Source organism: Methylobacterium sp. ARG-1, assembly GCF_001262595.1.
Lineage (GTDB): Bacteria > Pseudomonadota > Alphaproteobacteria > Rhizobiales > Beijerinckiaceae > Methylobacterium > Methylobacterium brachiatum.
In genome coordinates, this window is sequence record NZ_LHCD01000012.1 from 129,336 (window position 1) to 139,340 (window position 10,005).

At 68.2% G+C, this 10,005-nt stretch carries 10 protein-coding genes; 4 read left to right on the top strand and 6 right to left on the bottom strand.

Annotated elements, in window-relative coordinates:
• Positions 1 to 57 precede the first annotated feature (57 nt).
• From AKJ13_RS13770 to AKJ13_RS13790, 5 genes are all read right to left on the bottom strand, one after another.
• Positions 58 to 1,074 carry a biotin-dependent carboxyltransferase family protein gene (locus tag AKJ13_RS13770; protein WP_050733841.1) on the bottom strand — a complete coding sequence of 339 codons (1,017 nt, stop codon included), beginning with the start codon at positions 1,072 to 1,074 and terminating at the stop codon, positions 58 to 60.
• Positions 1,071 to 1,808 carry an allophanate hydrolase subunit 1 gene (locus AKJ13_RS13775; protein WP_050733842.1) on the bottom strand — a complete coding sequence of 246 codons (738 nt, stop codon included), beginning with the start codon at positions 1,806 to 1,808 and terminating at the stop codon, positions 1,071 to 1,073. The genes AKJ13_RS13770 and AKJ13_RS13775 overlap by 4 nt, the downstream gene beginning before the upstream one ends.
• On the bottom strand, positions 1,805 to 2,566 hold the full coding sequence (locus AKJ13_RS13780; protein WP_050733843.1) for a 5-oxoprolinase subunit PxpA: 762 nt from the start codon (positions 2,564 to 2,566) through the stop codon (positions 1,805 to 1,807). Before AKJ13_RS13780 ends, AKJ13_RS13775 begins: the two co-directional genes overlap by 4 nt.
• Before the next feature lie 190 nt (positions 2,567 to 2,756).
• Positions 2,757 to 3,158 (bottom strand): DCC1-like thiol-disulfide oxidoreductase family protein, encoded by a 402-nt coding sequence (locus AKJ13_RS13785; RefSeq protein ID WP_050733844.1) that lies wholly within the window; start codon positions 3,156 to 3,158, stop codon positions 2,757 to 2,759.
• On the bottom strand, positions 3,155 to 4,768 hold the full coding sequence (locus AKJ13_RS13790) for a hypothetical protein (protein WP_244471600.1): 1,614 nt from the start codon (positions 4,766 to 4,768) through the stop codon (positions 3,155 to 3,157). Before AKJ13_RS13790 ends, AKJ13_RS13785 begins: the two co-directional genes overlap by 4 nt.
• A gap of 618 nt (positions 4,769 to 5,386) precedes the next feature.
• On the opposite strand from AKJ13_RS13790, the gene AKJ13_RS13795 reads away from it, so the two are divergent.
• Positions 5,387 to 6,076, top strand: coding sequence for a class I SAM-dependent methyltransferase (locus tag AKJ13_RS13795; protein WP_050733846.1), 690 nt, complete (start codon positions 5,387 to 5,389; stop codon positions 6,074 to 6,076).
• Between the two features lie 297 nt (positions 6,077 to 6,373).
• Here the strand turns inward: AKJ13_RS13795 and AKJ13_RS13800 are convergent, their stop codons facing one another.
• Entirely contained in the window at positions 6,374 to 7,693 is a 1,320-nt protein-coding gene (locus AKJ13_RS13800; protein WP_082316949.1) for an O-antigen ligase family protein, read from the bottom strand.
• 668 nt (positions 7,694 to 8,361) lie between these two features.
• Here AKJ13_RS13800 and AKJ13_RS31365 point away from each other — a divergent pair.
• The 3 genes from AKJ13_RS31365 to AKJ13_RS13810 all read left to right on the top strand — a co-directional run.
• The gene (locus tag AKJ13_RS31365; protein ID WP_144426244.1) at positions 8,362 to 8,580 is read left to right on the top strand and encodes a hypothetical protein; all 219 of its coding nucleotides are present in this window, start codon (positions 8,362 to 8,364) and stop codon (positions 8,578 to 8,580) included.
• 15 nt (positions 8,581 to 8,595) lie between these two features.
• Positions 8,596 to 9,234: a hypothetical protein gene (locus AKJ13_RS13805; protein ID WP_050733848.1), complete on the top strand. Its 639-nt coding sequence runs from the start codon at positions 8,596 to 8,598 to the stop codon at positions 9,232 to 9,234.
• A gap of 73 nt (positions 9,235 to 9,307) precedes the next feature.
• A partial coding sequence (locus AKJ13_RS13810) for an IS630 family transposase (RefSeq protein ID WP_144426245.1) occupies positions 9,308 to 10,005 on the top strand: 698 nt, incomplete at its 3' end.

The following is a 10,005-nucleotide window of genomic DNA, read 5'->3' on the forward strand; positions in this document are numbered from 1 at the left end:
TCGGCCCGGCATGTTACGCGGTCCTGCGGCGCGGTGAACCACCCTGCGCCCCGTCGATCAGGCGCGCCCATCGGTGACGCCATCGACGAGGTTGAGCCCGAGCAGGAAATCCGACGCGAAATCCGTGCGCACCACAGGCTCGCGCGGCACCGGCGCGCGCAGCGTGTCGCGCTCGGCCCGGCGCGCGGCCACCGCTTCCGCGACGGTGACGCTCCGGAACGACAGGAGCGTCCCGCCCTGCGCCTGGGCGAGACGCCCGAGATCCGGGCCGATCACGGTGGCGATCTTCGGATAGCCGCCGGTGGATTGCCGGTCGGCCATCAGGATAATCGGCAGGCCGTTGCCGGGCACCTGGATCGCCCCCATCGCCACGCCGTCCGAGACGATGTCGTGACCCTTGGCGTGCTTGAGCGGGGTCCCGTCCAGGAAACAGGCCATGCGGTCGCCGCGCGGCGAGACGGTCCAGGGGCCGGCGAGGAAGGCGGCGATCTGGTCGGGGGCGAAATAGTCGTCCTGCGGGCCGAGCACGACCCGGATTTCCCTGGGATCCCGGCCGAGCCAGGGGGCGATCAACCGGTGCGGGGAGACCTCGCCGGGCCTGGCCTCGGCCACGGCAAGGCGGTCGCCGGCCGCGAGTCCGCGCCCATTCAGGCCGCCGAGGCCGGAGCGGGTATGCGTCGCGGTCGATTCGAGAACCGGCGCCACGTCGATGCGCCCGCGCACGGCGAGGTAGCCCCAGGCGCCCGAGGCGCCGGCGCGGACTGTCAGCGTCTGACCGGGTTCGAGCGTCACCGCCACAGCATCCGGCAGGGCCGCGCCGTCGAGGGCGATCCTGAAGCTCCGGGACACCATCGCGATCCCGACAGGGCCTCGCTCGGCCGTGACCGTCAGGCCGCCGGTGGAAACCTCGATGGCGGTGGCGTCCAGGGGATTGCCCACCGCGCGGTTGGCAGTCGCGTGCATCAGCGGATCCATCGGACCCGCGGCCGTGATGCCGTAGCGCAGGTAGCCGTGCCGGCCGCCATCCTGCAGCGTGATGCCGGGGCCCGCGGCCTCGACGACCAGGGCGGTCATCGGCGAGCCTCCGCGCGACGGGCGACACGCTCGCCCGCCGCTTCCCGCGCATCCAGCGCAGCGAAAGTCGCCGCATCGACCGGCTCGAACCGGATCAGGTCGCCGGCGCCTACGAAGAAGCTCTCGTCGCGTTCGGGAGCGTAGAGCCGGGCCGGGGTCGCGCCGATCACGTACCAGCCGGTCGGCATCGGCACCGTCGCCACCGCCGCGAGGCCGCCGCCGATCACCACGGCGTTGCGCGGATGCGGCGGACGCGGGCTCGCCCGCCGGGGCACCGCCAGAGTTTTGGGCAGGCCGCCGAGATAGGCGAAGCCCGGCGCGAACCCGTACATGTAGACCCGGTAGGTCGCGCCCGCATGGGTCGCCACCACAGCATCGGGCGGCAGGCCGGTGCGCTCGGCGACCTGGCCGATATCCTCCCCGTGCGGAGCGTCGTAGCAGCAGGGCAACGTCCAGAGGGTCGCCGTGCCGGCGCGCGCGGAGGTCTGTGCGGCCAGTGCACGGACGCGGGCAACGAGCGTCTCCCGATCGAGCACCAGCGGATCGTAGTGGAGCATCAGGGAGCGGTAGGTCGGCACGCGCTCGCGCAGGCCCTCGGGCGGATCGGCGCCGAGGGCGTCGTCCAAGGCCAGGACGCGATCGCTGATGTCGGGATCGACCGTGCTGCCGAACTCCACCACCAGCGCCGCCTCGCCGGAATCGAGCAGCCGCGGCTCGTGCTCGGCGTCGCTCATGGGCGGAATGGCGCCAACGTGACGCCGGCGCCTTCCAGCCGGGCGCGCACCGCCCGGGCCGTGGCGACGGCGTGGGCGGAATCCCCGTGAACGCAGATCGAGCGGATCGGCGTCGGCAGCGCCTTGCCGGAGGCGGTGAGGATCGCCCCGCCCTCGACCATGCGCAGGACCCGCTCCGCGGCCGCATCGGCCTCGGTGATCAGGGCACCGGGCTGGTTGCGCGGGATCAGCAGGCCCGCCTCGGTGTAGCCGCGGTCGGCGAAGATTTCCTGGTGGACTTCGAGGCGGCACGCCTCGCCCGCCTCGACTTGGGCGGTGAGCGCGATGGCGAGCAAAGCCAGGTCCCGGTCGACCGCCCGGACCGCCTTCGCGATCGCGTCGGCCACCGCGCGATCCTCGGCGGCGAGATTGGCGAGCGCCCCGTGCGCCTTCACGTAGGTGATCCGGTGGCCGGCATAGGCGGCGAGCGCCTGCGCGGCGCCCACTTGGTAGGCGACCAGCCGCTCGATCTCGGGCGGGCTGAACGGCATGCGCCGCCGTCCGAAACCCCAGAGGTCGGGAAAGCCCGGATGGGCGCCGACCGCCACGCCACGGTCCTTGGCCAGTGCGAACGTGCTGGCCATGATTTCGGGATCGCCCGCGTGCAGGCCGCAGGCGACGTTGGCCGAAGTGACGATGCCGAGGATCGCCGCGTCATCGCCGCAGGCGTAGGCGCCGTAGCCCTCGCCGAGATCGGAGTTCAGGTCCACGCTGGCCAACGGACTCGTCCCCTATGTGCTGCGCACCGGCCCGGGCAGGTAGCGCGCATCGCGACCGGATGGTGCACCTTCCACACCGCCCACGTTCAGAAGTCGAGAGTATCGTGTCGAAGGACGGCGCGCGAGCACCAGCAAGGCCGATGCCGGGGACCGTCGACGGTTCAGAAACCGGTCGCGCGGGCCGGAGGCTTCAGCGCGGCAGGCCGGGATCCGGCCGGGCGATCAGCCCGCGGCCGAGGAGCGCGAGCGTCGCGCGCCGCCCGAGCTTCATCGCCGGATAGAGCAGGCGAGCGCGGGTCGGGCTCCGGAGCAGCCGCGACAGCACCCGGCCGATTGCGCCTCTGTCCTCGCTCAACGTCGAGAGCAGGACCAGAGCATCCGGCCCATAATACAGGCTGCGGCCGTGGCGCACGACCATGCCGTTGTCGAGATCATAACCGCGCCGGGCCAGATCCTCGACCAGAGGGCCGCCGGCCCGGGCATCGACCAGCGCCACGGTGCCGACCGACCGGCGCAGGGCCATCAGGCGCACGTAATTGCTGCAGAACGGGCATTCGCCGTCGTAGACGACGGTCAGATTGGCGTCGCTCATGGCCTCAGCTCGATCCGATGCTCGGCTTGCGAGACCAGCCGCCGGACCGGCACGCCGTCCTGCATGCCGAGGCAGACGGATTCGCGCCGGTAGATGTAGGCAACGACGTCGTTCAGGGCCACGCCGTCGAAGCTCGCCCCGTGCTGCAGCGGTACGAAGAAGTGGTGCGGGTAGAGGGCGTGGGGGAAGGATCCGAGCGTTTCCGCAATCCTGCTGACCAGGCCGTGATAGCCGCGGATATAGGCGTCGACGGCGGGCCGATCGATCTCGTTCTTCGAGAGGTCCTGCCCGGCGCCGTCCCGGGCGGTCAGGACCGGGACGTCGCATGTCAGCGAGGCCAGCACCTTACGGTAGACCTGCGTTCCGCCGTTCGGGTTGTCGAGGGCGAAGGCGGTCTCGGCGTCCGGCGATCCGTAGGCCATGTGGGCGAAGGGATACGAGTAGAAGGTGAAGAAGTTCGTCGGGACGTAATGGCGTCCGCCATCCTTGTCGACCGCCTGAAAATACATCTTGTTGTTCGCGGCGGTGTCGTACCAACCCAGCCGCGCCTGGGTCATGAAGCTGTTGTCGGTCAGGATGAACAGCACCGAGAGGACTCCCACCAGCAGCGGCGGCCGCTGATAGTGCCGGCTGACGACAACGGCGCCGATCGCCAGGTTCAGCAGGATCCAGGGGGCGAAATTGGCGCCCATGACGATCACGATGGACAGGTGCATCGCGTCGAAGCCGAGGAGCAGGAGCAGGAGCCAGCGCCGCGGCATCAGGATACCGACAAGCGCCGCGCCTTGCGCGAGCAGGATGAGCGCGTTCGTCACCGCTCCGCCCTGGTTCAGGACCGCCCGCATGCCTTCCACCAGCCAGGACCAGCTCGCGTAGAACACGTGATTGTTGTCGAGACCGACGCTGAACAGTTTCGCGGGGTCGTTGGCGAGCAGCCAGGATGTCGGGCCGGCATCCAAAGTCACCTTTGCCAGGAACGATGAGTAGTAGTTGCCCAGATGGATGCTGATCGCCGCGGCGATCAGGATTTTCGAGAACAGCGCGCGCGCCGTCGCCACGTCGCCTCGCGCGGACTCGGTCAGGTCTGGCCGGGCGCGCACGCGATCGGTCACCGCGATGACGGCGAGGCCGGCCAGCAGGCAGAAGCTGACCTCCGCCAGCGGGACAACATCGATGATGTGCCCGTGCCAGAGGCCCGTCACCCGGCTGACAGCAAGCTTGCTCCAGACCAGATAGGCTGCCCCGACGACGCCGAGCGACGGCCAGCGCAGGCACAGGATTCCGGATGCCGCCGACGCGATCCAGAGGCCCACGATGGCCCAAAGCGTTATCGTCGCCTTGAAACCGTGCTCGACCATCGGGAAGAGCGGGTAGTGAACGAGTGCGTAGGCGCCCGAGATCACGCCGATCAATTGGAGCAGCCGAACCGCGGCTGTGTCAGAAGCGGCATAGGTCCGACGGAGCATCGTGGCGGCGAGCACCAACGGCAGGACCATGATGTAATAGTTGTTCCGCTCGTCGATGACCCGGGACAGCTTGATGATCGTCAGGAGGGCGGCGATCTGCGCGAGCAGGATTAGGTAGGGCCGCGCCTGTGCGAAGGAGACCATGCCCGCCAGCCGGGATTCCCGGAGCCGGACAGTACCGTTCGGATCCAAGGCTGAAAGAGATCTGATCATCGTCAATCTTCGCTGCCAGCTTCGCGGGGCGGACGCAGCGGCAGCGCGGCGGCCGGGTGGCTCCTGAAGGCGCTGGGGCCGTGGGACCCGCGGGGGGGGCATCACCCCTGTGCGCGCGATCCTCGAGCGTTCCAGTGCTTCGACGGCGAGCGTGCCACGGTCGCGGTCCGGACCAAGCGCAAAGTCGGCGGATGCCGGCTACGCCTTTCGGTGTGAGCCGGCGAACAAAGCCAAGCTTCGCGGTCCGTTTCGGCGCATCATCCGGCCAGCGCGAGGGGGTTTGCGGTTGTCCGGGCGAGCGGCCCCATGGCGGGTCCCAGATACCTCGTGCGGCCCGGCGTCTTTATCCGAAAGGATGACCTGTCTCGCCACTCGAACGCCTGCGAAATGGGTTCGCTCGTGTCCCGAGCCGCCGCGCCGGCTCAGAGTGCCTTCACCGCCCCGATCCGGCGATCACTGACATGACGCGCGCGAACAGTTCAGGGGCATCGCCGGCCACGCGACGAGGGGTGCCACGCACGCGACGCGATCGAGACAGGAGGATATGAGATGCTACTGATCAAGCAGAGCGCCGGCCGGTTCCTCGCCCAGCGGCCCGCCCTGCGATCGTCGATCAAGGAGCTGGTCGAACTGGCCTTCTGGCGGAAGACCCTGTGGAAGTCGAAGGGGCGCTTCTACAACGCGCATCTGGTGCCGTTCTACACGACGTTCTTCGGCCTGGATCGCGAGTTCTATGCCGGCAAACGGGTCCTTGATGTCGGGTGCGGCCCGGTCGGAAGCCTGGAATGGGCCACCGGGGCTCTGGAGCGGGTCGGCCTCGATCCGCTGGCCGATTCCTACGTGAAGCTCAATCGCGGCCTCCACCAGATGCGCTACGTCGCGGCGCCGAGCGAGAGCATTCCGTTCCCCAGCGGCCGGTTCGACGTCGTCACGATGTTCAACGCCCTCGATCACGTCGAGGATGTCGGTCGCACCGTCGGCGAGCTCAAGCGTGTCTGCGCGCCCGGCGGGACGATCCTGCTGATCGTCGAGATCAACCATCCTCCGACCGTCACCGAGCCGCACCTGCTGGACATGAGCATCGTCGACGAGTTCGACGAATTCACCGTCGCACGCATCGAGGTGTTCGGGATCCGGGACGACCACGATGTCTACGGCAGCCTGACGGACCGCCATCCGTTCCCGGGCTCGGATAAGCCCGGCATCCTCTGCCTGCGGCTGACCAAGAAGCTGAACTGAGCGGTCTCGTGCGGGGCTCCGGCCGGGCAAAGCGCCCCGACCGGAGCCCCATCTCTCGACGCTATTGCGGCGACATGGTCCCGTAGTGCGAGGCTTCGTCAACGAAGACCGTGGTGCCTGCCATGCGCACGTCTAGGAACCTGCGGCCGGCAGCGAGCAACGGCTGCAGGAGGCGGCTGCCCTTCACAAGGCCGCGGGCTTTCGAAAGGCCGAAAACGCTTCACGCGAAGCGTGGGAGCTTCAAGCGCCTCATCCTCGCGCGTCTCGACGCCGGTTCACGCGACCGGCAGCGGATCGTCAGCGCGCCCGCGGTGACCGCAGGACCGGCAGGATCGCGGCCATCAGGAATTGATGCACGCCGTGGTTCACGAAGAGCGGGCATTCGAAGCAGATCAGCACGGTGATCTGCGCGAGGAACAGGATCGGCCAGGCTTCCACGTAGCCGGGTGAGCGAGCGAAGTGCCGGATGATTCGACGCGCCGTATCGAGCAGGACGCAGGCGAAGACGAGCAGGCCGACGGTTCCGAAAGCTACGGCGATGTCGATGAAGTTGTTGTGGAAGAACCAGACCTTCTGCTTGGTGGTGAAGTGGAGATAGGGGGCCGTGGTAATCGGGCTTTCCCAATAGGCCTTGTAGCCGATCCCGATGAAGGGCTCCCGCCAGAACTGGTCGATCCCGAATTGCCAGAGGATCGTACGCCCGGTGAGCGTCGTGTCCTTTCCGAGATCGGAGAGGAGGCTCGTCGACAGGGCAGCCCCGTGGGTCGCCGCAATCAAGATGCCGATGCCGGCAAGCGCGATGGCCACGCCGAGGCAGAAGCCCGTGACGAGGTTTCCCTGGCGCCACGCGATGATGACGACGAGTGGCGCGAGCCCGAGGGCACCGGCCACGAGGGCGGTGGCGGAATGGGACGATGCGAGCAGCCCCAGCGCTCCGAGAAAGGCGGCACCGGTCAGGAGCCGGTGCCAGCCCTGGAGGAACAGGCACGCGGCGCAGAGGAGCTGGAGGCTCATCAGGCTCCCCAGCACGTTCTTGTGCGAGTAGACGCCGGACCATTCGCCGCTGAGCCCGCGGGTCATGCCGGGGGCGGCCACGCCCAGCACGACCGACAGGATCTGCCCCCCGAGCAGCCCGAAGAAGACGATCCGGACGATGCCCGACAGTCCCACCGTGGCGCGCAGGGCGATGCCGGCCACGATCGTGGCGAGCAGCTGGAGACCGTGATAGGCCGTGATGCCCGGTGTCAGGGACCAGGCCGCCGACAGCATGGCCAGCGCTGGCCAGAGCAGAAGGATCGGTCGGCTTCCGAACAGCGTGCTGGTCAGATCCCGCCGCAGGACCAGGAAGGCCAAGGCAGCCAGGTCGGCGCCGAGCCAGACGGCCTTATCGAGTCCCGGAAGCTTGAGCTGCTCGCCGCTTAACGGCGCCAGCAGGATCAACAGGATCCAGGGGATGGCGGCGAGCCCGAGGCGCGGCAAGTCAGCGGGGCGGGTCCGGCGTCGCGCGCTCCGTCCGGAGGGCCGCTCCATTGCCGCCCCCGGGGCGCCGGTCGCAAGCCAGTTCAGCCCGGCGGCGTGGTCAAACCCGAAGCCAGCCGTGTCTCGACGCAAAGCCATTGCACCCCGTCCCGAACCTCCCGGTCGCCGCCGTCGGACGGAGGTGTCGGGGGCTCCCTGCGAAGGGCAGTCTATCGAGGCGCTGTGCTGGGCCGAATCCGCCAATCGAGGTAGGCCGGCGGAGTGATTGGCCCGACCAGCAGCTTGGCTAAGCCGTCCCATCCGGTTCGGCATCCGACCCACGAACGCGGTGCGTCTGCGTTTCGCAGCACCCGCTGAGACGGAGGCCCTCGTAAGTGCCGCGTCGGCGAGCGGATAGCTCTTCGGATCGCGAGATCTCGGTCTCGCGCCGTGCGGGGCATAGTCCGGATGGCGCAGTCAGGTGATCAAACTTGCGCGTTCGCAAGCCCGTTCAACGATGACAGGAAAGCGTATGGAGCGGGCGATCGGGATCGAACCGACGACATTCAGCTTGGGAAGCTGATAAGGCCCTTTCGGGCAGGTCCGGCTGACTCCGTCGACAGTTAACTCTCATATTGATAACAAACGGTTTTTCGCCCTCCTACGCAGCTCCTGGCGCATCTCCGCGGGTAGGGACGAAACAGTCCCCCAAACAAGGGAAGAAAGAACGAGGGAAAGGAACAAGGTCTGAATCGCTCGATGCATCAGCGTTTGATCGGTTCTGGGAGGCCTAACCGCGCAAGGTTGGCAAGGCCGCGGCGCAGCCCGTGTTCGAGCGCATCATGCGCGACCAAAAGGCGACGCCGAAGGAGCTGATCACCGGCGCCGAGCGCTTCGCGGCTGAGCGGGCCGGCGAGAATCCAACGTTCACGGCTCACGCAAAGACCTGGTTGAACGCCGGCAGGTGGGCTGTGACGAGCCCGCACCGCGGCATGCGCCGTCACGGCCGAACGGCCGGCAGTCGTTTAGCGCGATCGAAGCCCTGATGAGGAACCTCGACCATGGCGACTGAGCCAAGCTCCGGTCGCACTGTCGCGCGGGCCGGTCGGAACCCTCTGCTCGACGAGCAGACCCATCTGCGGGTTGAGCGTCTGCTGACCGAGATCGGTCCGATCGATTGGTGCGCGGTCGCGCTCTCGAACCCGTATGCCTCGGTGCTTCGAAGCGACCGCGCTGCTATGGGCCACGCGCGCAGGGATCTGGCCGCGATACCATCCGAGGCGACGCTCGATCGGATTTCGGCTGTGGTCGCGGCGGCTCTCAGCCAACTTCCGGACAAGGCGCCCACTGCGGCGGTCGCGGTCTTGTTTGACACTATGCCCCGGCAGCCCGCGAACCCGGCCACCTACCTCAACGCGCTGTGCTTCGATCTGGTCGAGCTCAGATTCCAGCCAGCTGTGGTCGCAGCGGCGTGTCAGGAACTGCGCCGCACGGCGACATTCGTCCCAGTCATCGGCGAGGTGATCGCGGCCTGCAGGACGGTGCAGGAGCGCTACGTCTCGTTGCAACGGCTCACGGCCCATGCACGCGAGGCTCATGCTTATTTGCAGGCAGCCATCACCGAGGCTGAGCGCGAACCGCCGACCAGACCAAAGCCATGGCCCCGGCCCGACGCACAATCAGGTGAAGCCGACAGGTGATGGGCGAAACCGCTCTAGTGCACTGACGCGGTCAGAGGATTCACGGGGGGCGTGATGCATGCGAGTCTGGGCGATGGCTCAGACCGTCTGCGTGCTCCTCGACGACGCCACCAAGTTGGCGTTGTCCACGATCGCCGGTGATCGATCCCGCCCGCTCAAGCACATCCTGCGGGCGCGCATCGTCCTGCTCTCGTTCGAACGCTTGAGCGTGCAGGACGTGGCTCGGCAGGCCGGCGTCAGCCGGCCCGCAGTCTGGCGCTGGCAGCAGCGCTTTGCCGAGGAGGGCGTTGAGGGCCTGCTGCGGGACAAGACCCGCCCACCCGGCACCCCGCCGCATTCCACCCACACAGTGGCGAAGGTGCTGGCGCTGACGTGTTCGGAACCGCCGGACGAGGTCACGCACTGGACCGGCCGCGCCGTCGCTGCGCGGACCGGCATCTCACTCCGCTCCGTGCAGCGGATCTGGCAGGAGCACCGCCTGCAACCGCATCGAGTGCCGACCTTCAAGCGCTTCCACGACCCGGCCTTCGCCGAAAAGGTCGAGGATGTCGTCGGTCTCTATATGCAACCGCCCGCCCACGCCGTCGTGCTGTCCATCGACGAAAAGTCCCAGATCCAGGCTCTGGAGCGAACCCGTCCCAATCGGCCGCTCGGGCTTGGGCATCCCGCTGCTCAGACGCACGACGACACCCGCCACGGCACCACGACGTTGTTTGCCGCCCTCGACGTCCTGGAAGGCACCGTGCTCGGCCGCTGCATGCAGCGCCATCG